Here is a 26,290-nt window from a genome sequence, read left to right as displayed (position 1 = left end):
TGCCGTGGCCGACATCCTCTACCTGGTCCACCGCCTGCCGTATCCGCCCAACAAGGGCGACAAGCTGCGCTCGTACCACCTGCTCAAGCACCTGACCGCGCAGCACAGGGTGTGGCTGGGCACCTTCGTCGACGATGCCGAGGACTGGGCCCATGTGCCGGCGCTGCAGGCGCAGTGCGAGGAGGTCTTCGCCGCCGACCTGAACCCGCTGCTGGCGCGCGTGGCCAGCCTGCGCGGCCTGGCCACCGGCGAGGCGCTGAGCCTGCCCTACTACCGCCATCGCGCGATGCGCGACTGGATCGCGCAGCTCGCGCGGCGCCAGCGCTTCGACGCGGTCGTGGTGTTCTCGTCGACGATGGCGCAGTACGCCGAGCAGCTGCGCGAGATCGCGGGCCCGGTGCCGATGCTGATCGACTTCGTCGACGTGGACTCGGCCAAGTGGACCGACTACGCCAAGGCGCACCGCTGGCCGATGTCGTGGCTGTATCGCCGCGAGGGCCGCGAGCTGCTCGCCTACGAGCGCCGCGTCGCCGAGCAGGCGCGCTGCTCCTTCTTCGTCACCGAGGGCGAGAAGGCGCTGTTCCAGCGCCTGTCGGCCACCGGCGCACCGATCGAGGCGCTGAGCAACGGCGTCGACAGCGGCTACTTCGCGCCGCTGCCGCAGCAGGCCAACCCCTTCGAGGCGGACGAACTGCCGCTGGTCTTCACCGGCGCGATGGACTACTGGCCCAACGTCGACGCGGTGCAGTGGTTCACCGCCGAGGTGCTGCCGCAGCTGCGCCAGCGCTGGCCGACGCTGCGCTTCACCATCGTCGGCCGCGCGCCGACGCCGGCGGTGCTGGCGCTGGCCGGCGACGCGGTGCGCGTCACCGGCACGGTGCCGGACGTGCGGCCCTACCTGCAGCACGCGGCTGCGGTGGTGGCGCCGCTGCGGCTGGCGCGGGGCGTGCAGAACAAGATCCTGGAGGCGATGGCGGTGGGTCGGCCGGTGGTGGCGGCGCGCAGCTGCGTCGAGGCGCTGGGCGCCGATGGCGTGCTGGCCGGCCAGGACCTGCTCTCGGCCGACAGCGCCGCCGATTACCTCGAGCTGGTCCACGCGCTGCTGAGCGCACCCGCGCGCGCCCAGGCCATCGGCCAGCAGGCCCGCGAGCGGGTGCTGCGCCAGTTCAGCTGGCAGGCCCATCTGGCCAAGCTCGACGGCTACCTGCCGCGCGAGACGGCGCAGGGACAGGCGGCATGAGCGCAGCGCAGGGCCGCCCCAAGCAAGCTCGCGTCCCCTCGGGGGACCGACCGCGGCTGGCCGCGGGCGAGGGGCTGACATCGAACGCAGCGCAGGGCCGCCCCAAGCAAGCTCGCGTCCCCTCGGGGGACCGACCGCGGCTGGCCGCGGGCGAGGGGCCGGCATGAGCGCTACTACCCCGTCGGCGCTGCGCGAGCGAGGCATTCCTACCACCTGGCGTCGCCCACTTGCGGTGCTGGTCCTGCTGACCATCGCGCTGCTGCTGCTGTACCGCCAGACGGCGCTGGGCATGGTCACCATCTGGTGGCGCTCCGGCACCTTCACCCATGCCTTCCTGGTGCCGCCGATCGCGCTGTGGTTGGCCTGGCGCCGGCGCGAAATGGTCGCGCCGCTGACGCCTCGGCCGGTGCCCTGGCTGGCGCTGCCGATCGCGCTGCTGGGCGCGATCTGGCTGTTCGCCGACTTCGCCGCGATCAACGCCGCCACCCAGTTCGCGCTGGTGGCCATGCTGGTGCTGCTGGTGCCGGCGGTGCTGGGCTGGCGCGTCGCGCGCGAGATGGCCTTCCCGCTGGGCTTCCTCTTCTTCTGCGTCCCGGTGGGCGAGTTCCTGCTGCCGCAGCTGATGGACTGGACGGCGAAGTTCACCGTCCTCGCGCTGCGGCTCAGCGGCCTGCCGGTCTACCAGGAAGGCCTGCAGTTCATCATCCCGAGCGGCCAGTGGTCCGTCGTCGAGGCCTGCTCCGGCGTGCGCTACCTGATCGCCTCGGCGATGGTGGGCACGCTCTACGCCTACCTCAGCTACCACTCGACGCGGCGTCGCCTGGGCTTCATCGCCTTCGCGCTGGCGCTGCCGCTGGTGGCGAACTGGGCCCGCGCCTACCTGATCGTCATGATCGGCCACCTGTCGGGCAACACCCTGGCGGTGGGCGTGGACCACCTGATCTACGGCTGGCTGTTCTTCGGCGTCGTGATGCTGGCGATGTTCCTGATCGGCGCGCGCTGGTCGCAGCCGGAGTTGCCGCTGGCCCCGCCGGCCCGCGAGGCCGCCGCGCCCGCGACCCTGGCCATGGGCTGGGGCGCGAGCGTCGCCGTGCTGCTGGCCGTCGCGCTGCCCGTGGCCGCCGGCGCCTGGCTGCGCCAGGGCCACTCGGCCCCGGTCGACACGTTGCCCGCGGTGGCCGCGGCGCCGGGCTGGCAGGCCCAGGTCGTGCCCTCGGACGCGTGGACGCCCGACTTCGAAGGCGCCAACGCCGCGCGCCACCAGCAGTTCACCGGACCGGCGAACCCGCCGCGCGTGGGCCTGCACCTGCAGTATTTCCGCGACCAGGACTACGAACGCAAGCTGGTGAGCTCCAGCAACGCGGTCGTGTCGCCGGAGAACAAGCAGTGGGCCGTGACCGGCCGCGGCACGGTGGACGTCGTTCCGGCCGGCGCGGACGGCCGCGCCGCCGCCGCGGTCCCGCTGCTGAGCACGCAGGTGCGCGCGTCCTCGCTGGACGCGGTGACCGCGCCGCGGATGCTGATGTGGCATGTCTACTGGATCAATGGCCGGCCGATGACCAGCGCCTGGCGCGCGCGGGTCTGGGGCGCACTGGAGCGGCTGCGCGGGCAGGGCGACGACGCCGCGCTGGTGTTGGTCTACACCGATGCCGACGAGCAGGCCCCGCGCCGGCTCGACGCCTTCCTGCGCCAGCACTGGGCCGCGATCGACGCCGAACTGCGCCAGGTGCGCGATGCCGGCCAGCGCGGTGCGGCAACGGGAGCCGCGCGATGAGCGCCGGCATGAGCGTCGAGCGCGCGATGGCCGTGGCCGACGAGCGGCCGCTGGTGCTGCACGTGATGTACCGCTTCGACACCGGCGGTCTCGAGAACGGCGTGGTGAACCTGATCAACCACATGCCGGCGAAGGACTACCGGCACGCGATCGTCGCGCTGACCGAGGTCACCGATTTCCGCAAGCGCCTGCAGCGCGACGACGTCGAGTGCTTCGCGCTGAACAAGCCGCCGGGGCAGGGCTTCTGGCTTTATCCGAAGCTGTACCGGCTGTTTCGCACGCTCAAGCCCGCGATCGTGCACAGCCGCAACCTGGCCGCGCTGGAGGTGCAGCTGCCCGCGTGGGCCGCGCGCGTGCCGGTGCGCATCCACGGCGAGCATGGCCGCGACGTCGGCGACCTGGACGGCCGCAACCGCGCCTACCAGCGCGTGCGCCGCTTCTACAAGCCCTTCGTCTCGCACTACATCGCGCTGTCGCGCGACCTGGGCGATTACCTCACCGGCCCGGTCGGCGTGCCGCCAGCGCGCGTGAGCCAGTTCGTCAACGGCGTCGACACGCAGCGCTTCCAGCGCCAGTACGCCGAGCCCATCCCCGGCTGCCCCTTCGATCCGGCCGCGCACTGGCTGATCGGCACCGTGGGCCGCATGGCGCCGGTGAAGGACCAGCTGATGCTGACGCGCGCCTTCATCGCGATGATCGGCGCGGCCCCGGAGCTGCGCGAGCGCGCGCGTCTGGTGCTGGTCGGCGACGGTCCGCTGCGGGCGCAGTGCCAGGCCCTGCTCGACGAGGCGGGCCTGAGCGCGCTGGCCTGGCTGCCGGGCGAGCGCACCGACGTGCCGGCCGTGATGCGCGGCCTGCATGTGTTCGCGCTGCCGTCGCTGGCCGAGGGCATCTCCAACACCATCCTGGAGGCGATGGCCAGCGGGCTGCCGGTGGTGGCGACCGAGGTCGGTGGCAATGCGGACCTGGTCACGCGCGACGAGAGCGGCCTGCTGGTGCCCGCCGCCGCGCCCGAGGCGATGGCCGCGGCGCTGCTGGCGCTGGCGCGCGATCCGGCGCGGGCCGCCGCCATGGGCGAGGCCGGCCGCGCGCGCGTCGAGCGCGACTTCAGCATGCGCGCCATGGTCGCCCGCTACCAGGGGCTGTATGACAGGCTGCGCGGCCACCGTGCCGGCGACGACAAGAACAACTGAGGGATAGGCAGGGGAACGAGCATGTGCGGAATCAGCGGACTCTTCGACACCCGGGGGCGGCGCGACTTCGATGGCGCGCTGATGCATCGCATCAACGACTCGCTGCACCACCGCGGCCCGGACGAGGGCTCCATCCACCTGCAGCCGGGCCTGGCCTTCGGCCACCGCCGGCTGTCGATCATCGACATCGCCACCGGCCAGCAGCCGCTGTTCAACGCGGACCATTCGGTGGGCATCGTCTTCAACGGCGAGATCTACAACTACCAGCAGCTCACCGAGGAGCTGACCGCGCTGGGCTACGTCTTCCAGACCAAGAGCGACACCGAGGCCATCGTCCACGCCTGGTCGGCCTGGGGCGAGGACTGCGTGCACAAGCTGCGTGGCATGTTCGCCTTCGTGCTGTGGGACCAGGCGCGCGACCAGCTCTTCATGGCGCGTGACCGGCTCGGCGTGAAGCCGATGTTCTACGCGCTGCTGGACGACGGCACGCTGGTCTTCGGTTCCGAGCTCAAGGCGCTGCTGGCGCACCCGGCGATGAAGCGCGACATCGTGCCGCAGGCGGTCGAGGAGTACTTCGCCCTGGGCTACGTCGCCGAACCGCGCACCATCTTCCGCCAGGCGCTGAAGCTGCCGCCCGCGCACACGCTGGTCATCAAGCGCGGCGACCAGCGCCTGGGCCAGCCGCGCCGCTACTGGGACGTCAGCTTCACCACGGACAACAAGATCGACGAGGTCCAGGCGCAGGAGGAACTGACGCGCCGCCTGCGCGAGGCGGTCAAGCTGCGGTTGATCTCGGAGGTGCCGCTGGGCGCCTTCCTGTCGGGCGGCGTGGACTCCAGCGCGGTGGTCGCGATGATGGCCGGCGAGACCAACGGCCCGGTCAAGACCTGCTCGATGTCCTTCGACGATCCGCAGTACAACGAGTCCGAGTTCGCGCAGATGGTCGCGGACCGCTACCAGACCGACCACCACGTGGAGATGGTCCAGAGCGACGACTTCGACCTGATCGACACGCTGGCGCGGCTCTACGACGAGCCCTATGCCGACAGCTCCGCGATCCCGACCTACCGCGTCTGCCAGCTCGCGCGCAAGCATGTGACGGTGGCGCTGTCGGGCGATGGCGGCGACGAGAGCTTCGGCGGCTACCGCCGCTACAAGCTGCACATGATGGAGGAGCGCATGCGCGCCAGCCTGCCGCTGGGGCTGCGCAAGCCGCTGTTCGGCACGCTGGGCCGGCTCTATCCGAAGGCGGACTGGGCGCCGCGCGTGTTCCGCGCGAAGACCACCTTCCAGGCGCTGGCGCGCAACTCGGTGGAGGCTTACTTCCACACGATGTCCGTGATCCGCGACAACGAGCGCATGCCGCTGTACAGCGCGCGCTTCAAGTCGGAGCTGGGCGGCTACAACGCGCGCGAGCTGTTCCTGCAGCATGCCGAGCGCGCCGGTACCGACGACCCGCTGGCGCTGATCCAGTACATCGACCTGCAGACCTACCTGGTCGGCGACATCAACACCAAGGTGGACCGCGCGTCGATGGCGCACTCGCTGGAGGTGCGCGAGCCGCTGATGGACCACCCGCTGGTCGAGTGGCTGGCCACGCTGCCGTCCCACCTGAAGCTGCGCGGCGGCGAGGGCAAGTACCTGTTCAAGAAGACGCTCGAGCCGCATCTCCCGAACGACGTGCTCTACCGGCCCAAGATGGGCTTCGCCGTGCCGCTGGCGCGCTGGTTCCGCGGGCCGCTGCGCCAGCGCGTGCGTGGCGCGCTGCTGGGCGGGCCGCTGGCGGACTCCGGCATGTTCGACCTCAAGGCCGTGGGCGCGATGGTCGAGCAGCATGAAAACGGCTCGCGCGATCACAGCACGCCGCTGTGGACGCTGCTGATGTACGACGCGTTCCTGCGCAACGTCATGGGCGCGTCCTCGATGCGCGAGGCCGCTTGATCGGCCCGGCGAAGCAGACGGCATGAAGATCCTGTATCACCATCGCACCGCGTCCAAGGATGGCCAGGCGGTCCACATCGAGGAAATGATCGGCTCGCTGCGCGCGCTCGGCCACGAGGTGCGCGTCGTCGCGCCGGGCGGCGAGTCCGCGCCGGAAGAGAAATCGAAGATGGGCGACGACGCCGGCTGGGTGCATCGCCTGCGCGCCAAGCTGCCCAAGTTCGTCTACGAGCTGCTGGAGCTGGCCTACTCGCTGGTGGCTTATCGCCGTCTGGCCGCCGCGGCGCGCGAGTTCCAGCCCGACCTGATCTACGAACGCTACAACCTCTACCTGCTCAGCGGGCTGATGCTGAAGAAGCGGCTCGGCCTGCCGCTGCTGCTGGAGGTGAACGCGCCGCTGGTGGACGAGCGCGCCAAGTTCGGCGGGCTGGCGCTGCCGCGCGTCGCGCGCTGGGCCGAGGACACGGTCTGGCGCGGTGCCGACGCGGTGCTGCCGGTGACGCGGGTGCTGGGATCGATGATCGCCGCGCGCGGCGTGCCGGTCGAACGCATGGTCGTGATCCCCAACGGCATCAACGAGGCCCACTTCGACGCCGCGCCTTCGCCCGCCGAGGCCAAGCGCGCGCTGGGCTGGGACGACGCGCTGGTGCTGGGCTTCACCGGCTTCGTGCGGGACTGGCACGGCATGGACAAGGTGATCCGCTGGATGGCCACCGGCGCGGCGCCCGCCAACGCGCGGCTGCTGATCGTCGGCGACGGCCCGGAGCGCGCCAACCTGGAGCGGCTGGCCGCCGAGCTCGCGCTGGGCGAGCGCGTGCGTTTCACCGGCGTGGTCTCGCGCGACGAGGTGCCGGCGCACGTGGCCGCCTTCGACATCGCGCTGCAGCCGGCGGTGGTGGCCTATGCCTCGCCGCTCAAGCTCTTCGAGTACCTGGCGCTGGGCAAGGCCATCGTCGCGCCGAGCACGCCCAACATCGAGGAAGTGCTGGACGACGGCGTGAACGCGCTGCTCTTCGATCCCGCCGAGGCCGGTGCGCTGGAAGCGCGCCTGGCGCGTCTGGCGTCGGATGCCGCGCTGCGCGAGCAGTTGGGGCAGGGCGCCCGCGCCACCATCGGCCGCCTGCACCTGACCTGGCACGGCAACGCCGAGCGCGTGGTCGCGCTGGGCCAGTCGCTGCGGGCCGGGCGCGGCGTGGCCGGCGCGGCCCGGCCCACGGATGCGAGGGTCTGAGCGTGCTCAAGCTGCTGACCTTCTCGACGCTGTACCCGAGCGCGGTGATGCCCAGCCACGGCATCTTCGTGGAGACGCGCCTGCGCCACCTGGTGGCCTCGGGCCAGGCCGAGTCGCGCGTGATCGCGCCGGTGCCCTGGTTCCCGCTCAAGGGCGAGCGCTTCGGCGAGTACGGCAAGTTCGCCGCCACGCCGGCGCGCGAGTCGCGCCACGGCCTGGAGGTCGAGCATCCGCGTTTCATCCGCCTGCCCAAGGTCGGCATGAGCAGCGCGCCCTACACGCTGGCCTGGACCTTCCTGCGCGCGGCCAGGCGGCTGCAGGCGCAAGGCGACGACTTCGACCTGATCGACGCGCACTACTTCTATCCCGACGGCGTGGCCGCGGCCTTCGTCGCCAAGGCGCTGAACAAGCCGCTGGTGATCACCGCCCGCGGCACCGACATCAACCTCATCCCCGAGTACCCGTTCCCGCGCAAGCTGATCCTGCGCGCCGCGGAGCAGGCCGACGCGATGATCACCGTCTGCGAGGCGCTCAAGGACGAGCTGGTCGCGCTGGGCGCCGATGCGGCGAAGGTGACCGCGCTGCGCAACGGCGTGGATCTGGCGCTCTTCCATCCCGGTGGACGCGAGGACGCGCGCGCCGCCTTGCAACTCGCGCCGGGCCGCTTCACGCTGGCCTCGGTGGGCCACCTCATCGAGCGCAAGGGCCATGAGCTGGTGATCGGCGCGCTGGCCGAGCTGCCCGACGTCGACCTGCTGATCGCCGGCGCCGGCCCCGAGGAGGGCGCGCTGCGCCGCCTCGCGGTGCAACTGGGCGTGAACTCTCGCGTGCGCTTCCTGGGCGCGCTGCCGCAAGCGCGCCTGCGCGAGGTCTATGCCGGCGTGGACGCGCTGGTGCTGGCCTCCAGCCGTGAAGGCTGGGCCAACGTGCTGCTGGAGGCGATGGCCTGCGGCACGCCGGTGGCGGCGTCGAAGGTCTGGGGCACGCCCGAGGTCGTGGCCGCGCCCGAGGCCGGCGAACTGATGCCCGAGCGCAGCGCCGCCGGCGTGGCCGAGGCGGTGCGCCGGCTGCGCGCCGCGCCGCGCGACCGGTCCACGACCCGCCGTTATGCCGAGCGCTTCAGCTGGGAGGCGACGACGCAGGGCCAGCTTGATCTCTTCCACCGCATCCTGGCCGCGCGGCGGTCGCCGGAGCTGCGCCATGCGTGACCTGCTGATGCTGGGCCTGTTCACGGCCCTGATCTACAAGACCTTGAAGGACCCGCTCTGGGGCGTGCTGGGCTGGGTGTGGATGGGCGTGATGAACCCGCACCGGCTGGCCTACGGCTTCGCGCACGACGCGCCGTGGTCGATGCTGATCGCGCTGACGCTGTTCCTGAGCCTGCTGATCCACCGCGACAAGCTGGTGAAGTTCCCGGTCAACGCGGTCACGATCCTGCTGGGGATCTGGATCGTGTGGATCGGCGTGTCGCCCCTGCTGTTCTCGTTCTATCCCGACAAGGAGATGCACTTCTGGTCGCGCGCCTTCAAGGTGCTGCTGATGGTGCTGGTGTCGCTGCTGGTGGTGCAGCGGCGGCGCGACCTGGACTGGCTGGTGCTGGTGCTGGTGGTTTCGATCGGCTATTACGGCATCAAGGGCGGCGTGTTCACCGTGCTGTCGGGCGGCTCGGCGCGGGTGTGGGGGCCGGAGGGCTCCTTCATCGAGGACAACAACTCGCTGGCGCTGGCGACCATCATGACGGTGCCGCTGATCCGCTACCTGCAGCTGCAATCGACCCAGCGCTGGCAGCGCCACCTGGCGACGGTGGCGATGCTGCTGTGCATGGCCTCGGCGGTGGGCTCGCAGTCGCGCGGCGCCTTCCTGGCGATCGTGATGATGTCCTTCTTCATGTGGCTCAAGAGCCGCAACAAGCTGCCGCTGGCACTGGTGGTGCTGGTGGCGCTGCCGCTGATCTTCGTCTTCATGCCGGACAGCTGGACCGACCGGATGGAGACCATCCGGACCTACGACCAGGACGCGTCGGCCATGGGCCGCATCAACGCCTGGCAGATGGCCTGGCGGCTGGCGACCGACCTGTTCCCGTTCGGCGGCGGCTTCACTGTGGCGGGGGCGGCAGTGTTCGCGAAGTACGCGCCCGATCCCTCGATCCCGCTGACGGCCCACAGCATCTACTTCCAGGCGATGGGCGAGCACGGCTTCATGGGGCTGGCGCTGTTCGTGGGCATCTTCGCGATGACCTGGCGACTGGCCGGCGCGACGATCCGCGCCAGCAAGGCCGAGCCGGACCTGCAGTGGGCGCGCGACCTGGCGGCGATGTGCCAGGTGGGCTTGATCGGCTACGCCACCGGCGGGGCTTTCCTGAGCCTGGTCTATTTCGACCTGCCGTATTACCTCGTGCTGATCGTCGTGGTGGTGAACCGGATCGTCGCGGCCGAGATGGCGCAGCGCAAGCAGGCCGCGATCGCCGCGGGCCAGCTGCCGCGCGACGTCCATTCGCCGTACTGGGGGAGCGTCTGATGCTGGCGGGGCTGAGCCTGCTGGGCTGGCCGCGCGGCGAGTCCGCGCTGAGCATCCTGATCTACCACCGCGTGCTGCCGTCGCCCGACGCGCTGCGCCCGGGCGAGATCGACGCGGCGCGCTTCGAGGCGCAGGTGGCCTTCCTGGCGCGGCATTTCACGCTGATGACGGTCAGCGACGCCGCGGCCGCGCTGCGCGAGCGTCGCCTGCCGCGGCGCGCGGCCTGCATCACCTTCGACGACGGCTACGCCGACAACTGGACCGTGGCCCATCCGATCCTGGCGCGCCATGGCGCGCGCGCGACCGTGTTCGTCGCCACCGGCTACCTCAACGGCGGCCGCATGTTCAGCGACACGGTGATCGAATTCGTGCGGCGCGTGCCGGGGCCGGTGCTGGACCTGTCGGCGGTGGGCATGGGCGTGCATCCGGTGGCGACGGTGGAGGAGCGGCTGAAGGCGGTGTCGGCGCTGCAGGTGCAGCTGAAGTACCTGGCGCCGGACGAGCGCGAGGCGCAGCTGCGGCGGATGCTGGCGGCGCTGCCGGTGGGCCCGATGCCGGACGACCTGATGCTCACCGACGCGCAGCTGCGGCAACTGGCCGACGCGGGCCATGAGATCGGCGGCCACACGGTGGACCACACGGTGCTGACGACGCTGACGCCGGACGGCGCGCGCGAGCAGGTGCGTGCCGGGCGCGACCACCTGGCCGCGCTGCTGGGCCGGCCGGTGCGCAGCTTCGCGTATCCGAACGGGCGGCCGGTGCGCGACTACGACGCCGGCCATGCGGCCATGCTGCGCGAGCTGGGTTTCGAGGCCGCGGTGAGCACCGCGGCCGGCGTGGCGCTGCCGGGCGCGGACTGCTTCCAGCTGCCGCGCTACACGCCCTGGGGGCGCTCGACCGCGATGTTCGCGGCCCGCATGATGCGCAACGCGCGGATGGGCGGGCCGGCGGCGGTCGTCTGAGCGCACGCCATCGAGGGGGCGTGACCGATGGCGCGTGACCGATGACGCGCCAGCGGATGGGCGCAATCACGCAAAGTAGTGGATCACGCGATCGTCGGCGCCGCGCAACGAGCGACCGGCCGACACGGCCTGGGTGAAATCCACCGCGCGCTGGCGGCCCAAGAATGGACGGCCTGGAGGTGAATCCATGCTGCAAGTCCTTCATCGCATCCTTGATCGCATCCGCGCGGCGCGCGAGCCGGAGCACCGAGCTGGCCCCGCGATCGATGAGCGGGTCTTCCACCGTCCGGCGCTGGCCGAGGATCTGGCCGCGAGCCTGTTGTCGCGCTCCTACGCCTCCGGGATGTTCCTCACGGCGCCCCGCCGCACGGGGAAAAGCACCTTCATCCGCCATGACCTGATTCCCGCACTCGAGCGTCAGCATCGCGCGCTCGTCCTCTACGCCGACCTCTGGGAGCACCGCGCCGAGGACCCGGGCGCCGTGATCGTCGGACTGGTGGCCCGCGCGCTGAAGGCGCGCAAATCCGCGGCGCAAGCGGTGCTGGAGCGGTTCCGCCTGTCCCGACTGAAGGTGCCGGGCCTCGAACTCGACATGGACAAGGCCGCCCCGGCGCCGGCGCTGCAACCCTCCCTGCGCCAATCGCTGGAGCGCCTTTCGAACCTGACGCGGCGCACCGTCGTGCTGATCGTCGACGAAGCCCAGCACACGCAGACCACCGCCTACGGGCGCGAAGTGATGTTCATGCTCAAGTCGGCACGCGACCAGTTGAGCAATCGGGAGCTGCTGATGTTCCGGCTGCTGATGACCGGCTCGCACCACGCGAAGATCGAGCGGCTGGTCCGCTACAAGCATGAGGCGTTCTACTGCGCCCCATTGAAGGCGATGCCGACCTTGGGGGGCGAGGACTACTTCGAATGGGAGCGGGCCGCCCACGCGCCGGCCTTTCTCCCCGCGCTCGACGCCATGGGCCAGGCCTTCGAGATCTGCCTGCGCCGGCCGGAGGTGTTCCACATCGCCTGCCAGGCTGCCAGCGCCCGGGTGGCGACCACCGCGGAGAGCCAGGAGCAGTTGCTGTTGCGGATGGCACGCCGGCACATCGATGCCGAGCGGCAGGAGTTCCTGCATCGGCTGATGAAGCTGGATCCGCTGGACCAGGCGGTGCTGCGATCGATGGCGGAGGCAGGGCCGTCCTTCGCGCCGTTCTTTCCGGCGGCGGGGGAGCGGATCTCGGCGCTGCTGGCAGCGATGCCGGGCACGCCGGCGCGGCCCACCTCGCCGGGCGACATCCGCGTTGCGCTCACCCGGCTCTGCGAGGCCAACCTGGTGTGGAGCGGCGACGGCCCCTACGTGTTGGAGGACGCACAAGCCGCGGTGTGGCTGAGGGAGCTGGAGCTGTCGAGACTCACAACCGATAGTTCGGCCGCCGCCCTCGCAGCCACTGCTCCAGCATCATCAGGATCCACACCATCTCGCCGTAGTACCCGGGGTGCTCCGGCAGTCGCTGCTTGAGCAGGCTCTCGATGAAGGCCGGCCGGACGATGCCGCGCGTGGCCAGGCTGCCCAGCGAATCCTCCGCCAGCGCGCGCAGCTGCGCGTCGCGCGTCGCCCAGACGCCGAAGGGCAGGCCGAAGCCCTGCTTCTTCTTGACGATGATCTCGTCGGGCAGGAAGCCGCGCAGCGCTTCCTTGAAGAACCAGCGCAGCTTCAGCCCCTTGAGCTTGTAGTCCGCCGGCAGGCGCTCCGAGAAGGCCAGCAGTTCGTCGTCCAGCATCGGGAAACCGACCGAGGTGCCCGCCAGCGAGGTCGTGCCCACCACCTTGGGCAGGTCGGTGTCCGCCAGCGTGTAGCGCCAGTCGAAGGCCAGCATGCGGTCGACCAGCCGTCCGGTCTTGATCGCGTTCCACACCTGGCGCTGCTGCTTCTGCGGCCCGAGCGGGTCGACGCGTCGCAGGAAGTCGGTTTCCAGCACCTCGCCCAGGCCCAGCCGCGTCAGCAGGTTGTAGCTCTGCAGGCGGTCGGGCATCGGCACGCGGGCCTGGTCGATGTAGCTCGCGCCCTTCTTCAGCAGCGGCAGCTTGCCCACCGGCGAGCCGAACACCGGCTGCAGCACGAAGTCCCGCAGCGGTCCCGGCACGCGCCCGTACCACGAGAACACCGTCTGCTTGGCGTAGCGGGTGTTGCCGCCGAAGAGCTCGTCGCCACCGTCGCCGGCCAGCAGGTGCCGCACGCCGTTGTCGTGCGCGCGCCGGGCGCAGTAGTAGGCCGGCAGCGCCGAGCTGTTGCCGAAGGGCTGGTCGTAGTGGGTCGCGACCTTCGCGATCCCGTCGACCAGGTCCCGGGGCGTCACGTAGTACTCGTGATGCCGGCAGCCGAAGTGCTTGGCCGCGATGCGCGCGAAGGCCATCTCGTCGTAGCCCTCGGCCTCGAAGCCGATCGAGTAGGTGTCCGCCGGCCGGCCTGCGACGCGGCTCAGCATGCCGGCGACCGTCGAGCTGTCGGTGCCGCCGCTCAGGAAGCAGGCCGCGTCCGGCGCCTGCATCGCCCGTTGCACCGAGCGCTCCAGGATCTGGCGGAACTCGTCCTTCAGGTCCTCGAGCCGCGGTGCCGGCTCGGCGCGGAAGGTCGGCGTCCAGTAGGGCAGCACGCGCAGCTCGCCGCGCTCGAAGATGCCCACATGCCCCGGCGGCAGGCGGAAGATGTTGCGGAACACCGTCCGCGGCGACGGGATGACATGGAAATAGAGGTAGTCGAACAGCGCCTGCGGATCGAGGTCGACCTCGTCGCCGGCCAGGTCGTCCGCGCGGGTGGCGACCTGCAGCTCGTGGCCGACGATGCGGTAGCACAGCGGCTCGATGCCGAAGCGGTCGGTCGCCAGCACGGTGCGGCCGCCGGGCTGGCGCCAGGCCACCGAGAAGCGGCCGCCGACCTGCGCCAGCGCCGGTGCCGGATCGGTCGCCGACAGCAGCGTCTGCCAGGCGGTGTCGCGTTGCGCGGCCGGGGCGTCGGCGGGAAGGCCCGGCAGGGCCGGTTGTCCGGTGGAGAGGAAAAGGGCGGTGCTCGTCATCGTTCTGGGCGGTCCGGGGTCCGACCGCGGTGCGGAAAGGGTGCGCGCGCGGGCTGGGGGATTCTGTCGTGGAAACGTGGCGCTTCCACCCGCGCGGACCCCTGGGTTCGCGGGGAGCGCGGGCCCGGTGCGCGTCCCGGCCATGCCGCACAATCGCGGCCTGCCCGCCGCCGGTGGCGGGTGCTGGAGCCGGTTTGCAGATTCACTGGATGCCTCACGCGCTGAACCCGGCCTACGCCGGCGTGCGCTTGCGCTGCCTGATGCCGAGCCGCGAATTGCGGCGCTCGGGCCTGGCATCGCGCGTGCTGGATCCGGCGGCGCCATCGCCGGCGCTGCCGTCAGGCGGCGTGCTGGTGGTGCAGGCGAAGTGGCTGCTGGATGCGGGCTCGCCCGGCGCGCTGCGCGCGCGGACCGCGCAACTGGCCCAGGCCCGCGAGCGCGGCGCCCGGCTGGTGCTGGACAGCTTCGACAACTATTTCCTGAACGAATCCGGCGACCCGGCCCGCGGCGAGCTGCTGGCCGCCTATCGCGAGGCGCTACCGCTGTTCGCGCTGTTCACCGTCTCCTCGCCGGGCCTGAAGCCGTTGCTGGAGGCCGAGCTGCCGCCGGACCTGCGGACCGCCGCGCTGGTGCGGGTCGTCGGCGATCCGGTCGAGACGCCGGCGGCGGCGCGCGACTTCGAATCGCTGCCGCATCGCCTGCATCCGGGCCGCTGGGGCGGCCACTGGCGCGCCTGGCGCGAACTGCGCGAGCACCGCGCGCAGCGCCGCCAGGCCCGGCAACTGATGTGGTTCGGCAATCACGGCAGCGCCTACGCGACCGGCGGCATGGCTGAGCTCGAGCGCCTGCTGCCGCTGCTGGAAGCCGCGTCGCGGCGGCAGCCGCTGCGGCTGACGGTGGTCAGCAACTCCGAGCAGCGCTACCGCGAGCTGCTGGGCCGCGCCGCCTTCCCGCACCGCTACCGGCCCTGGGACCGGCTGCACTTCCTGTCGCTGCTGGGCGAGCAGGACCTGGTGCTGCTGCCGGCCCGCATGACCGCCTTCACGATGGCCAAGAGCAACAACCGCATGCTGCTGGCGCTGGCCCAGGGCGTGCCGGTGATGGCCGATCCCTTGCCCGACTACCAGCCCTGGCGCGCGTTCTGCGCGCTGGACGAGTGGGACCGCCTCGCCGAGCACCTCGTCGACCCGGCCCCGCTGGCCGCCCGAGCCCGCGCCGCGATGCCCGCCATCGAGCGCGACTACTCCACGCGCGCCATCGCCGCCCAATGGCGCGAGGCGCTGCAAGCTCCCGCTGTCCGATGAGCCGCATGACTCCTGATGCCCTCGCCACGCCGCAGCCGCCCGTCGCCGCTGCCGTGCCAGCAGCCGCTGATGCCGCTGGCGCCGCTGACACCGCTGGCGCCGCTGACACCGCTGGTTCCAGTTCCCCGGTGGACGCCGGATCGATGCCCGCGTCCTCGCCCGACGAGCCGCTGGCGATCGCCATCGTGCTGCCGCAGTTCCACCCGATCCCGGAGAACGACGCCTGGTGGGGCAAGGGCTTCACCGAGTGGCGCAACGTCGCCAAGGCGCGGCCGCTCTACAAGGGCCATCACCAGCCGCACCTGCCGGGCGAGCTCGGCTTCTACGACCTGCGCCTGCCGGAGGCGCGCGCCGCGCAGGCGGCGCTGGCGCGGCAGTACGGCATCGGCGGCTTCTGCTACTACCACTACTGGTTCAACGGCCACCGCCTGCTGGAGCGCCCGGTCGAGGAGATCCGCGCCAGCGGCGAGCCGGACTTCCCCTACTGCCTGGCCTGGGCCAACGAGAACTGGAGCCGCGCCTGGAACGGCAGCGAGCGCGAGATGCTGATGCAACAGCGCTACTCCGACGAGGACGACGAGGCCCACATCCGCACGCTGCTGCCGCACTTCCGCGATCCGCGCTACATCCGCATCGACGGCAAGCCGCTGTTCATCGTCTACAAGGTCGACCACCTGCCCGATCCGCGGCGCACGCTCGAGACCTGGCGCCGCATCGCGCGCGAGGAGGGCGTCGGCGAGCTGACGCTGGCCCAGTTCGAATGGAGCGGCAGCGGCTCCGGCGCCGATCCGCGCGAGGTCGGGCTGGACCTGTCGATCGAGTTCGCGCCCGACTGGCGGCGCCTGGGCGGACGGCACTTCACCGGCTGGAAATCGCGGCTGCTGATGGCGCTGGGCCTGCTGCCCAAGGCCTACGGCGAGCACAACTTCTTCGACTACCAGCGCATGGTCGACGGCGTGCTGGCCAAGCCCGCGCCGCGTTATCCCTTCCTGCGCTGCGTCAGCCCCGGCTTCGACAACAGCGCGCGGCGCTCGGCCGGCGCGACCATCCTGATGAACAACACGCCGGCGCGTTACCGGCGCTGGCTCGAGGCGGCGCTCGCCTGGACCCGCCAGCACCAGCCGCCCAAGCGCCAGGTGGTGTTCATCAATGCCTGGAACGAATGGGCCGAGGGCAACCACCTCGAGCCCGACACGATGAACGGCCACGCCTACCTGGAAGCGACCCGGGACGCGCTGCGCCCGGGCCGCTGAGCGGCATCACGGGCTGGAGTCGTCGACGGCGCCCCTGAGGTCGGGGCACCGGGCCATCGAGTCACGAGTCACCGAGTCACCGAATCGTCGATTCGTCGATTCGTCGATTCGTCGAGCGGCCCGGGTTCTGGCGCTGCCGGCTCAGCGCCGCCCGATCCAGGCCGCGCAGGCGGCCTGATGCCGCGCCACCGAACCCCGCATCGACGCGAGCGCCTCCTCGGTGCGCCGCAGGTCCTCGGCGATGCGCGGGGCGCGGTCGATGGCGGCCAGCCAGTAGTCGCACATGCTGGCCTCGTCATCGCACTCGTGCAGCACGCCGCGGTCGCGCAGCAGCCGGTAGACGGGGTAGGACGGATAGGTCGTGTCCCAGCCGCCGCGGATCGTCAGCGGCTTGTTGAGCCCCAGCGGCTCCAGCACGTTGTGGTCGACGCCGACATGCGCGACGCTCGCCGCGGCATAGAAGTCCCGCAGCTCGCCGACGGTGTCCAGCACCAGGCACTGCACCTGCGGCGCCAGCGGCCCGTCCTCCAGCTGCGAGCGCCGCGCCACCACCAGGCCGGCCTCGCCGAGCTGCGCCAGCAGCGCGCTCATGCGCTCCAGGTTCTCCGGATGGCGGGGCGCGAGGATCAGCAGCGCCCGCGGATGCGTGCGGCGCAGCCGCTCGAAGGCGCCCAGCACCTGGCGCTGCTCCGCCAGCTCGGTGACGCAGCCGCCCACGATCACCGGACGGTCGGTGGCCAGCAGCTCGCCCAGCAGGCGCGGACTGCGCGTGGCCTGCTCGACGCGCCAGTCGGCCCGCCGCATCGCATCGAACTTCATGTTGCCGGTGACCTGCAGCCGCTCGCGCGGCGCGCCGCGGGCCTCGAGCGCGCGCGCGGTCTCGGCGTCCTGCACGCACAGCAGGTCGAAGGCGCCGAGGAAGTCGCGCTCCAGCAGGCGGCGCTCGAGCTGGTCCAGCCGCGCCGGCGGGTCGTAGTGATAGAGCCAGCCGTTGAGCATCAGCGTGGCGGCGCCGCGGCGGCGCGCCTCGCGCAGGAAGGCGTAGGAGAAGCGGCAGGGCGCCTCCGAGGGCAGGCAGGGGATCTCGGCCAGCGCCAGCATCGCCGGCGGCAGCACGCGCGCGAGCCGGCGCGCGTCGCTGCTGTGGCCGCGGCTGATGCAGACCGCCGCCTGCGGCAGGCGCGCCAGGTAGGCCTCGCGGTAATGCGCGTGCTCGGTGATCAGCACCGGGCGCAGGTCGGGGCGCTGCGCGGTCAGCCATTCGATCATCGGCGCCACCGCGTTGAGCTCGCCGATGGTGGTGACGTAGAACCACAACGCCGGGCCGCGCGCGTCGGTCGGCGTCAGCGCGAACGCGCCCAGCGTGTTGTTGCCGCGCAGGTCGCTCAGGCGCTCCAGCGCGCGGAACAGCGCCCAGCGCAGCGCTTCGCCGCGCCGGCTCGGGGCCGGCGCCACCGGCGCGGGCAGGGACGGGGTCAGCTCAGGCATGGCGGCTCCGCAAATGGGTCAGGGCGCGTCGCACCTCGGTCATCGCCGGATGCCGCAGCAGCGTGGCGCAGCCCAGCCAGGCCAGCGCGCCCGCCACGACGCACAGGGCCAGGCGCGGCACCAGCGGCAGGCCGAGCTCGTGGCTGGCCAGTTGCGCCAGGCCCAGGCCGGCGCAGCAGCCCAGCGCCAGCTGCGCGCTGACGGTGCTCGGGCCGAAGAGCTCGCGCGGGCGCGCCTGCAGCACCTCGGTCAGGTGGCGGGTGTACATCGCGACCTGCACCAGGTTGCCGATCACGAAGACGGCGGCCACCGCATGCAGGTTCCACAGCGCGGCCAGGCCTACGCAGGCCAGGTGCGTCGGCCCGTACCAGAGCGCCACCGAGAGCCGGCGGCGGATCTGGCCGGTGGCCGCGAGCGCGTTGGGCGCCAGCATGGTCAGCGCATAGGGCAGGCCGGCCAGCGCGAGCAGCGTCGCCAGCGGCGCGGCCTCGTGCCACTGCGGGCCGAAGAGCAGCGCGATGATGTCGCCCGAGAGCAGCGCCACGCCGCCCATGAAGGGCCAGGCGATGCCGGTGAAGATGGCGGTGCCCTTGGCGTAGGGCGCCACCAGGCTGTGGCCGGCGCGGTGGTCCGCGGCCAGCGCGGGCGTGGCCACGCGCAGGATCGCGGAACTGACGGTCTGCGCCAGCAGGTCGATCAGCCCGGTGGCGCGGCTGAACAGGCCCAGCGCGGTGAAGCCGAAGACCTTGCCGATGATCAGTTCATGGCCGTTGCGCGAGCCCGACTCGACCAGCCGCGAGCCGGTGAACATCGCGCCGAAGCGCAACTGGCGGCCGACGCCGCGCAACCGCGGCAGCAGCAGCGCGTCGCGCGGCCGCAGCCAGACGAGGACGGCCACCTGGACCGCGATCCCGGCCACCGGTCCCCAGGCCAGGCTCATCGCGCCATGGCCGTGCCAGGCCAGCGCGATGCTGGTGACGGCGTTGGCGGCATTGGCGCTGACCTGGACGATGAAGACCTGGTGGAAGGCCATCTCGCGGTTGAGCAGCGCGAAGGTCGGCGAGGCCAGCGGCAGCATCACGAAATTCAGGCTCAGCACCAGCAGCAGGTCGGCCAGCAGCGGCTCGTGGTACCAGTCGGCCAGCAGGAAGCGGCCGCCCAGGATCGCCAGCGCGATGCCCCAGGCCATCAGCAGCGTGATGGTGAAGGCGCTGCGCAGCTTCTCGCGGTCCAGCTCGCGTTCCTGGATCAGGTATTCGCTGACGCCGAAGTCGCGCAGGATGGACGCCAGGTTGGTGACCACCGCGCACAGCGAATAGACGCCGACCTGGGTCGGCGTCAGCAGCCGCGCCAGGATCATCGTCGTCGGGACGGTGATCAGCAGGCTCAGGTAGCGCTCGGCGAAGGACCAGGCCAGCGCGCCGCGCACGGTCGGCGACTTGCTCATGCGTCGCCCTTCATGGCGCGGACTCCGCCCGTGCGGACGAAGCGCCCGGCGCGCCCGTCGCGGCGCCCGCGTGGGGCGTGTTGACCGGCGCACCGGTCGGGGCGGGCGCCGTCGTGGCTGAGGCCGTCGGTGCCAGCGCTTCGGCGGCGGCCGGGCCGGCTTCGGCCGGCTGCGCGGGCGCCGTGGCCGCGCCGCGGCGCAGCCACTGCTTGAGCCGCGGCACCCAGCCCCAGCGGTACAGCGTGGCGTGGTGGATGGGACGCGCGTCGGCGGTCCAGCGCGTGTGCCACTCCATGACCTTGCCGTAGAACTCGATGCGGCGGATCGGCCCGCCCGCGGCGGCGGCCTCGAAGAGCTGCTGGAACTGCAGCTGCCGCATCAGCGTCGACGGCGACACCGCCTTGTGCGCCTCGTCGTAGGCGGTCTTGAGGATCACGATCTTCGAGCCCGATTCGATGCACAGGTCCATCGCGACGACGGCGTCGTCGAACCAGTATTGGTACAGGCGCGCGCGGCCGTCCCGCGCGAAGGCCTCCAGCATCGCGCGGTAGAACTCGTACTGCGGATGGCCCGGCGCGATCGCCGTGCCCTCGGAGCCCTTCCAGCCGCTGGCCTCGAGCTGGCCATAGCGCACCAGCGCCGGCGCGACGTCCTCGGGCCGCGTCAGGCATTCGAGCCGCGTGACCGTGCCGGCCGTGTCCAGCTTCTTCTGCTGCTTGCGCAGGTTCTGGCGCAGGTTCTTGCCGCGGGCTTCCCAGTAGGTCTCGAAGTCGCCGGCGAGGTCCACCCAGGCGGTGTCGATGTAGTCCTGGCCGCGCCAGCGCGCGCCATCGTCGGCGCGCGGATGGAAGAGGCTGTCCAGCTGCGTCAGGCCCAGCGCCAGCGCCGACAGCGGCAGCGCGCGCAGCAGCCCGTCGGCCAGGGCCTCCAGCGGCGCGCCGGCGTCGCTCAGCCAGGCGCCCAGCGGCAGCTGCGAGGGCTGGAAGGTCGACCACTGCCCGGCGCCTGCTGGCGCCACGATGGCCGCGGCGCGCGGCGCCTTCGGGTCACCGAAGAGCGCGAGCCGCTCGCGGCCGGTGCCGAAGGAGCGCAGCAGCGGCGTGAGGAAGGCGCTCTCCAGGAAGGGCAGGCCGGCCACGCGCGCCTGCAGCGCATCCCAGGCGGCGGCGTGCGGCGCGAAGGCGGCCGCGTCCGGCAATGGGATGAGCGTCCAGCGGGCGTTGGTGGATAGGGGCGACGTGGTCGGCGTGTGGGGTGTCGTCGGGGTCATGGGCGGGCCTCGGCGGTGGGCATCTGGGGGGCGCAGGCTTCGTCGAGCACGCGGGCGAGCTCGCCGGTGCGCGACTCGCGCGAGGCGGCGGCGATGGCCGAAGCCGCGGGCAGCGCGGCACGGCCATGGAACAGGTCATCGAGGAAGCGATCGAGCACCGCCGCGACGCCGGGGCCGTCCTCCAGCGCCGCGATCCGCGGCAGGCCGGCGCGGCGCATCAGTTGCGCGGTGTCGCCGACCGGGTCGGCCAGCGTCAGCACCGGGCGGCGCGCGCGCAGGTACTCGTAGGCCTTGGCGGGAATCTGGTCATTGCAGTCGTTCGACTGCAGCAGCAGCAGCGCGTCGGCGCGCAGCATCTCGGCCAGCGCGTCGGCATAGGGCAGCGGCGGCGCGACCTCGACCAGGTCGGCCACGTCCAGCCGGCGCGCCAGCGCCAGCACGAAGTCGTCATGCGCGGTCGCGCGCAGCCGCAGCCGCAGTCGCGCCGCGTCGACCCGGCCCGCGACCTTGGCGGCGGCCAGCGCCTCGAACAGGCGCGCCGGGCTGCGCCAGTCGGGATAGACGACGCCGCTGTGCAGCAACACGCGCGGGCCGGCGGCGGGCGCTGCAGCCGTCGAGGGCGGGGCGTTCGCGCCTTCCATCCGCACGGCGCGCTCGGCCTGCTGGAAGGCGGCCTCGCTGTAGCCGTTCTCGATCACGCGCAGGCGGTCGGCGGCGGCCGGGAAGCGCTTCGCATACAGCCGCGCCGCGCCGGGCGTGGTGAAGGTGCAGCGCGCCGCGCGCGCGAAGACCTTGCGCTCGACCGCGGCGAAGCTGCGCCACAGCACCGGATCGGCCGGGTAGCCGTCGTGGGCCATCGGGTCGCGGAAGTCGGCGACCCAGGGCAGGCCGCTCAGGCGCGACAGCCAGTAGCCGACCAGGTGCGCCGTCGGGATCGGATAGGTGCTCCAGATCGCGTCGGGCCGCGTCTGGCGGATCAGCCGCAGGCCGGCCGGCACGGCGCCCAGCAGCCAGCTGTGCCAGCGGTCCGGCCGCGCCAGGAAGCCCGGGTAGCGGCCGCCGATCGACAGGTGCCGCGCGGCGTCCAGCGCGAAAGCCCGGCGCACCGGCAGCTCCGGCGGGATCTCTTCGAGCAGGTCGTCGCCGGTGTGCGCATGCGCGCGCGGATGCGCGGTCAGCACGCTCGGCGACCAGCCCAGCGCCGGCAGCTGCTGCGCGAAGCGCAAGGCGCGCTGCACGCCGCTGCTGCCCGCCATCGGCGGGAACTGGAAGGACACCATGAGCACGCGCCGCATGACCGGGGCCTCAGCGCGCGGGCGCGATGAAGAGGCGCTCGACCTGCTCGACGATGCGGCGCAGGTCGGCGTCGGTGAGGTCCTGGTGGCAGGCCAGCTGCAGCACGTGGTGCGACCAGGCCTTGCCGGCATCGCCCGGCAGCGCCGGCACGCCGGGCCAGAGCCGGTCCCAGCGCGACACGGGCACGCCCAGGCGGCGCATCTCCAGGTAGCCCGGGTCGGGCGTGCGCACCCACAGCGGGAAGACGTAGGGCGCGCAGTCCGGCGGCAGGGCCGGCAGCAGCGGGTGCACGCCGTCGCGGTCGCTGAAGGCCTCGGTGAACAGCGCGTAGTTGCGGCGGCGGGCCTCGACGATGCGATGGCGCGGCACGCGCCGCGAGATCCAGCCGCTGGCCCGCGTGAGCGCGCGGTGCGACAGCGGCAGGTCGATCAGCGCCATGTTGGCGTCGATCTCGCCGCTCTCGTCGAGCTCGCCGTAATGGCTGGGCGCGGCCGGCGCGCCGCCGCCGCTCACCACGCGGCGCAGCGCGCTCTTGAGCGCGAAGGCGCCGCGGATCAGCCGGTTCAGCCCCGTCAGGCGGTCGTGCGTGGCGCCCATGTGCAGGATGTCGGACGCCGCCTTGACCTGCTCGATGCGACCGGCTGGCGTCAGCGGCGGCAGGGCCAGGTCGGCACGGTTGAGCGCCAGGATGCCGCCCTCGGGCGTCGGGAAGAACTTGGTCAGGCTGGCGATCGCGACGTCGCCCCAGGAGCCGATCGGCCGCGCGCCGGCGCGGCCGAACATCGCATGCGCGCAGTCCTCGATCAGCGCGATGCCGCGCGCGTCGCACCAGGCGCGCACCGCGTCCATCGGCTGCGGCAGGCCGAAGTAGTGCGGCACCAGCAGCGCCTTCGGATGCGCCGGGCCGTGGGCCGAGAGCCAGTCCAGGCGCGGCACGCCGTGCTCGTCGATGGGATAGAAGGCCGCGTCGGCGCCCAGCGTCTTCACCGGCGAGACCATGGTCGGGCAGTGGTAGGACGGCAGCAGCACCAGGTCGCCCGGACCGACGTCCAAGCACTCGAGCGCGAGCAGGATGGCCGCGCGCCCGCTGGTGGTGAGCAGGTGGCGCGGATGGTCGAGCAGGCTGTGCTGGTCGACCCGGGCGGCACCGGCGAAGGTGCGCCAGCCGATGACGGGCAGCCGGGGCGCGAGCATGGGAGGCGGCGGGCTCAAGTCGGAGGGCCTGCCGGTCAGCGGGAGGCGGGCGGCGTGGCGGCGCCGGACGCCGGGGCCTGGCCTGATGCCGGCGCCGATGGCGATGCCGGCGATGACGCCGGCGCGGAAGCGGCCGGCGCGGGCTCGGAGGCCGAGGGCGCGGGCGCCGAGGCGGCCTCGCCCGGCAGCTGGATGTCCGACGGCCAGCGGTTGATCGCGATCAGGCGCTGACGCAGCACCGGGTGCGTCATGCCGGCGCCGTAGGCGCGGCGGGCCGCGTCCACCGCCATGTCGACCTGGTTGAGGTCCAGCGCGACCATGCCCACGTTGTAGACCGAGAACGCGTTGTCGCCGGTCAGCTTGGACGCGGCCTCCAGCTGCTCCTTGGCCGGCCCCGGCTTGCCCTTGCCGTTCAGGTAGCCGGCGTAGATCAGGCGCACGATGACGTCGTCCGCCTTCCAGGCCAGCGCGCGCTTGAAGTAGCAGTCGACGGTGAACAGCGCGTCGGGCGGCTGGTCGCGCTTGGTGCGCTCGCCGTAGAGCATCATCGCCACCAGCGCGCGGTGGTGGTTGGGGAAGGCGCGCAGCGTGTAGTCGATGTCGCTGCCGATCGTGCCGCGCTTGCACTTGACCAGCGCCTCGCAGGTGTCGATGAAGTGGGCGCCTTCGACCATCAGCAGCGGCGACATCTGCTTGGTCACCGGGTCGATCTCCGGCGCGTCCTTGTACTGGCGGTAGTCGTAGGGCCCGTAGTTGTTGGCCAGCCCGCCGCAGCCCACGCCCTGCGCGACGGCGGCCTGGGTGACGACGGCGCCGGCCAGCGCCAGCGCGAGGGTGCGCCAGCCGGCGCGGGGGAACGGAAGGGCGGACATGGCGGTGCTCCGGGTGGGCCGGGGTTCCGGTCAGGAGGCGGCCGGCACGTCGCGGACGAAGGCGGCGGTGAGCCGCTCGACCTGCGCGCGCCAGGCGGCGGTGGAGAAGGTGTGGTCCGCGTCGGGCAGGTCCTCGCGGCGCAGCCCGGGGCGGCCGAGCAGGCCGCGCCAGGCGGGGCCGCCGTCGCGGCAGCGGTCCAGGAATTCCTTGGCGACGTAGTCGTCGCCGGACAGGATCAGCAGCACCGGACCGCCGAAGGCGCGCAGGCCGTCGGCCATCTGCTCGGTGTAGTGGCGCGGGTCCGCGGCCGCCGGTCCGGCCGACCTTCCGGTCGACGTTCCCGCCGACGTTTTGGCCGGCGCGGCTCGGCCCTGCGCCAGCTTGCCCAGCAACTCGCGGACGGCGCCCAGGCCGACCCGGCCGCTCAGCAGCTTGCGCCAGAACGACGGCTGGCGCAGCCGGTCCAGGTAGTAGTGCCTGACCTGCGTGCGGGCCAGGCTGGCCTCGGTGCGGACCCAGGGGTTGGCCAGGCACAGGCCGGCGATGCGCGCGTCGCGGCGGCGGTGCACGTAGAGCAGCGCGGCCGAGGCGGCGTCGCACAGGCCCCAGAGCACCACGCGCCGCAGCGCCGGGCGCTCGCGCTGCCAGGCGTCGAGGGCGGCGGCGATGTCGGCGTCGAGCTGGTCGAAGCCGCGCTGGTCGCCCTGGGCATCGCCCATGCCGCGGTGGTCCAGGCGCAGGCAGGGCACGCCGGCGGCGGCCAGCGCGCGACCCAGCAGGGTGAACTGGCGGTGACTGCCGACGCGGTATTGCGGCCCGCCGACGATCAGCAGCACGCCGGTGTCCGAGGGCGCGGTCGCCGCGGTGGCCTCGGCCGGCTCGCTCAGCAGGCCGACCAGCGACGCGCCCTCGCAGTCGATGCGCAGCACGCTGTCGCGGTGCGTGGTGGCGGCGAGCGCGCTCATGCGGCGATGGCCTCGGCGGGCGCCGCGGCGAAGTCGGCCTCGGCCCGCAGCGCGGCGAGGCTGGCCTCGATCAGGCGAGGGGCTTCCTCGATCTCGGTCGCGGCCCAGAAGGACGGTCCCTGACAGACCGCCGCGCGCACTTCGGCGCCCTGGGCCTGCCAGGCCTGCAGGGCCATCGACGCGGCCGGGGTGAGCGTGGCGTCCTCGCGCGGCGAGAGCTCCAGCCACGCGACCCGCGCCACGCGCGGCGAGGGCTTGAGCTGCGCGGCGTCCAGCCCCTCGGCCAGCGCCGGGGCCAGCAGGTAGCCGGCGATCTCCACCGGCTCGCCGCGCGCGAGCTGGTCGCGCATCGCCTGCACGGCGCCCTTGGCCTGGCCGCCGATCAGGTCGGCCGCCACGCGCAGCCGCATGAACTGCTGGAGCTGGAGCTTGCCCGCGGTCACCGGTTGCCACAGCAGCAGGTGCAGCGGCCGGTCGGCCACCGCGTCGAACACGGCCGGCGCCAGCAGCGCGCCGGCGCGCAGGCCCCACAGCCACAACGGCGGCCGTTGGCCATCGGGACGGGGCAGGGCGCGGGCGTCGAGCCAGGCGGCGGCCAGACGGACATCGTCCTGCCAGTGCGCCCAGCTCGCGTCGCCGAAGTCGCCGCTGCTGTCGCCGCAGCCCAGCAGGTCCAGCGTCAGGACCTCGAAGCCGGCGGCGGCGAAGGCGCGCGCCGCCAGAGCGGTCATGCGGCGGGACTTGTTCATCTCCTCCGCGAACGGCGGCAGGAGCAGGATCTGGCCACGCGGCGCGGCGGCGAAGGGCGCGGCGGCGGCATGGTGCACGCACAGCCGCTGGCCGCGCGCGCCGGCATCCAGGAAGAACGGCGTGTCGGCGGCGGCCATGGGATCCGGGCGGCGGCGGACGGCCGCTCAGGCGGCGAGCTTGCCGTTCACGAAGTCCAGCAGCGCGCCCACCGTGGCGAAGGTGGCGCCGTCGATCTCGTCGTCGTCGACGACGATGCCGAACTGTTCCTCGAGCGCGGTGATCAGGCTGACGACCGCCATGGAGTCCAGCTCCGGGATCGCGCCCAGCAGCGCGGTGTCGACGGTGAAGTCCTTGGCGCGGCCTTCCAGGCTCAGGACGTCGTCGAGGATGGCGAGCAGGTGGTGTTGGGTGTTCATGATCGGGGCGGATCTTAACTGTGGCCCCCTCTGGGAACCCCCGGGGCGCCCCCCCATCCCAAGGGGATCTCCCCCCGTTCGTGAGGTCCTGCCGCGGGACCGCGTGAGATA

The 26,290-nt window shown here is 72.5% G+C and carries 21 protein-coding genes; 11 read left to right on the top strand and 10 right to left on the bottom strand.

Features of this window, described 5'->3' with window-relative positions:
• Positions 1-4: 4 nt before the first annotated feature.
• The 9 genes from FHT37_RS10010 (at position 5) to FHT37_RS09970 (ending at position 12,368) form a co-directional block, all read left to right on the top strand.
• Positions 5-1,240 (top strand): TIGR03087 family PEP-CTERM/XrtA system glycosyltransferase, encoded by a 1,236-nt coding sequence (locus FHT37_RS10010; protein WP_091732851.1) that lies wholly within the window; start codon positions 5-7, stop codon positions 1,238-1,240.
• A 163-nt stretch (positions 1,241-1,403) separates the two neighbouring features.
• Complete coding sequence (gene xrtA / locus FHT37_RS10005; RefSeq protein WP_183480554.1) at positions 1,404-3,014, top strand: exosortase A; 1,611 nt, start codon at positions 1,404-1,406, stop codon at positions 3,012-3,014.
• A complete protein-coding gene (locus FHT37_RS10000; RefSeq protein ID WP_255489532.1) occupies positions 3,011-4,207 on the top strand; it encodes a TIGR03088 family PEP-CTERM/XrtA system glycosyltransferase in 1,197 nt (398 codons plus the stop codon). The genes xrtA and FHT37_RS10000 overlap by 4 nt, the downstream gene beginning before the upstream one ends.
• 21 nt (positions 4,208-4,228) lie before the next feature.
• Positions 4,229-6,148, top strand: coding sequence for an XrtA/PEP-CTERM system amidotransferase (locus tag FHT37_RS09995; protein ID WP_091732859.1), 1,920 nt, complete (start codon positions 4,229-4,231; stop codon positions 6,146-6,148).
• A gap of 22 nt (positions 6,149-6,170) precedes the next feature.
• Positions 6,171-7,379, top strand: a complete 1,209-nt coding sequence (locus FHT37_RS09990) for a glycosyltransferase family 4 protein (protein WP_183480552.1) — start codon at positions 6,171-6,173, stop codon at positions 7,377-7,379.
• A 47-nt stretch (positions 7,380-7,426) separates the two neighbouring features.
• Positions 7,427-8,587, top strand: a complete 1,161-nt coding sequence (locus tag FHT37_RS09985) for a glycosyltransferase family 4 protein (RefSeq protein WP_183481484.1) — start codon at positions 7,427-7,429, stop codon at positions 8,585-8,587.
• Positions 8,580-9,896 carry a putative O-glycosylation ligase, exosortase A system-associated gene (locus FHT37_RS09980; protein WP_183480550.1) on the top strand — a complete coding sequence of 439 codons (1,317 nt, stop codon included), beginning with the start codon at positions 8,580-8,582 and terminating at the stop codon, positions 9,894-9,896. The genes FHT37_RS09985 and FHT37_RS09980 overlap by 8 nt, the downstream gene beginning before the upstream one ends.
• Positions 9,896-10,858, top strand: coding sequence for a polysaccharide deacetylase family protein (locus FHT37_RS09975; RefSeq protein WP_091732866.1), 963 nt, complete (start codon positions 9,896-9,898; stop codon positions 10,856-10,858). Before FHT37_RS09980 ends, FHT37_RS09975 begins: the two co-directional genes overlap by 1 nt.
• Before the next feature lie 187 nt (positions 10,859-11,045).
• Positions 11,046-12,368, top strand: a complete 1,323-nt coding sequence (locus FHT37_RS09970) for an AAA family ATPase (RefSeq protein WP_183480548.1) — start codon at positions 11,046-11,048, stop codon at positions 12,366-12,368.
• Here FHT37_RS09970 and FHT37_RS09965 read toward each other — a convergent pair.
• Positions 12,262-13,923 carry an asparagine synthetase B gene (locus FHT37_RS09965; protein ID WP_183480546.1) on the bottom strand — a complete coding sequence of 554 codons (1,662 nt, stop codon included), beginning with the start codon at positions 13,921-13,923 and terminating at the stop codon, positions 12,262-12,264. The two genes, FHT37_RS09970 and FHT37_RS09965, sit on opposite strands and share 107 nt — an antisense overlap.
• Positions 13,924-14,132: 209 nt before the next feature.
• Between FHT37_RS09965 and FHT37_RS09960 the strand changes: the two genes are divergently transcribed.
• Entirely contained in the window at positions 14,133-15,227 is a 1,095-nt protein-coding gene (locus FHT37_RS09960; RefSeq protein WP_183480544.1) for a hypothetical protein, read from the top strand.
• Between the two features lie 5 nt (positions 15,228-15,232).
• Entirely contained in the window at positions 15,233-16,480 is a 1,248-nt protein-coding gene (locus FHT37_RS09955) for a glycoside hydrolase family 99-like domain-containing protein (RefSeq protein ID WP_221210990.1), read from the top strand.
• A gap of 141 nt (positions 16,481-16,621) precedes the next feature.
• Here FHT37_RS09955 and FHT37_RS09950 read toward each other — a convergent pair whose 3' ends face one another.
• From FHT37_RS09950 to FHT37_RS09910, 9 genes are read right to left on the bottom strand one after another with little or no spacing between them, the layout of a single operon-like run.
• Complete coding sequence (locus tag FHT37_RS09950; protein WP_183480542.1) at positions 16,622-17,968, bottom strand: 3-deoxy-D-manno-octulosonic acid transferase; 1,347 nt, start codon at positions 17,966-17,968, stop codon at positions 16,622-16,624.
• Complete coding sequence (locus tag FHT37_RS09945) at positions 17,961-19,415, bottom strand: lipopolysaccharide biosynthesis protein (RefSeq protein ID WP_183480540.1); 1,455 nt, start codon at positions 19,413-19,415, stop codon at positions 17,961-17,963. The genes FHT37_RS09950 and FHT37_RS09945 overlap by 8 nt, the downstream gene beginning before the upstream one ends.
• Before the next feature lie 10 nt (positions 19,416-19,425).
• Complete coding sequence (locus FHT37_RS09940; protein WP_183480538.1) at positions 19,426-20,685, bottom strand: GNAT family N-acetyltransferase; 1,260 nt, start codon at positions 20,683-20,685, stop codon at positions 19,426-19,428.
• The gene (locus tag FHT37_RS09935) at positions 20,682-21,980 is read right to left on the bottom strand and encodes a glycosyltransferase (protein WP_183480536.1); all 1,299 of its coding nucleotides are present in this window, start codon (positions 21,978-21,980) and stop codon (positions 20,682-20,684) included. The genes FHT37_RS09940 and FHT37_RS09935 overlap by 4 nt, the downstream gene beginning before the upstream one ends.
• A 10-nt stretch (positions 21,981-21,990) precedes the next feature.
• Complete coding sequence (locus tag FHT37_RS09930) at positions 21,991-23,193, bottom strand: DegT/DnrJ/EryC1/StrS family aminotransferase (protein WP_183480534.1); 1,203 nt, start codon at positions 23,191-23,193, stop codon at positions 21,991-21,993.
• Positions 23,194-23,210: 17 nt separating this feature from the next.
• Positions 23,211-24,047: a hypothetical protein gene (locus tag FHT37_RS09925; RefSeq protein WP_183480532.1), complete on the bottom strand. Its 837-nt coding sequence runs from the start codon at positions 24,045-24,047 to the stop codon at positions 23,211-23,213.
• A gap of 30 nt (positions 24,048-24,077) precedes the next feature.
• A complete protein-coding gene (locus tag FHT37_RS09920) occupies positions 24,078-25,013 on the bottom strand; it encodes a hydrolase 1, exosortase A system-associated (RefSeq protein WP_183480530.1) in 936 nt (311 codons plus the stop codon).
• Positions 25,010-25,900, bottom strand: a complete 891-nt coding sequence (locus FHT37_RS09915; RefSeq protein WP_183480528.1) for a hydrolase 2, exosortase A system-associated — start codon at positions 25,898-25,900, stop codon at positions 25,010-25,012. The genes FHT37_RS09920 and FHT37_RS09915 overlap by 4 nt, the downstream gene beginning before the upstream one ends.
• Before the next feature lie 27 nt (positions 25,901-25,927).
• Positions 25,928-26,179 (bottom strand): acyl carrier protein, encoded by a 252-nt coding sequence (locus tag FHT37_RS09910; RefSeq protein ID WP_091732902.1) that lies wholly within the window; start codon positions 26,177-26,179, stop codon positions 25,928-25,930.
• Positions 26,180-26,290: the final 111 nt, after the last annotated feature.

Origin of the sequence: Mitsuaria sp. BK037 (assembly GCF_014193045.1) — a bacterium.
Classification (GTDB): Bacteria; Pseudomonadota; Gammaproteobacteria; order Burkholderiales; family Burkholderiaceae_C; genus Roseateles.
The sequence above is the reverse complement of the archived record's forward strand: the minus strand, read 5'-3'. Positions and strand labels throughout refer to the sequence as shown.